Origin of the sequence: Nocardia coffeae (assembly GCF_019890715.1) — a bacterium.
Lineage (GTDB): Bacteria > Actinomycetota > Actinomycetes > Mycobacteriales > Mycobacteriaceae > Nocardia > Nocardia jiangxiensis.
In genome coordinates, this window is sequence record NZ_JAINZY010000084.1 from 1 (window position 1) to 437 (window position 437).

The window sequence follows — 437 nt, forward strand, 5'->3', positions numbered from 1 at the left end:
CCGGGCGCGAGCTGAGGGTGATCGGCACCGGGAGTGCCGCCAAGCGCGAGCACGCCGAGGCCATCGGGGTGCGGTTCATCGACTACACCGCCGGGGACGTCGTCACCGCGGCACGCGAGCCGGCCCCGGACGGCTTCGACGGGATCGTCGATCTGGTCGGAGGCACCTCGCTGCGGACGGTCGCTCCGCTGGCCCGGGATCCCCGCAACGTCATCGCCGTGGGTGATTCGTCTGTTGCCGAGCTCGGTGGGCGCTTCGTCGAGCGTCGCCTCGACCGCGAGAATCTGGAGCGCTCGGCCCGGCTGGCCCTCGACGGAGTCCTCGCACCCGTGATCACCGCAGTCCATCCGCTCTCCGACGCCCCGGCCGCCCTCGCCACCGTCGAGAACGGTCACACTTCGGGCAAGGTTGTCATCAAGGTGACATGAGAAGCGCCC

General features: G+C 70.7%; 1 protein-coding gene. It reads left to right on the top strand.

Features of this window, described 5'->3' with window-relative positions:
- Positions 1-428: zinc-binding dehydrogenase (locus K7711_RS47145; protein ID WP_222979715.1), on the top strand; the 428-nt coding region annotated here is incomplete at its 5' end.
- Positions 429-437: the final 9 nt, after the last annotated feature.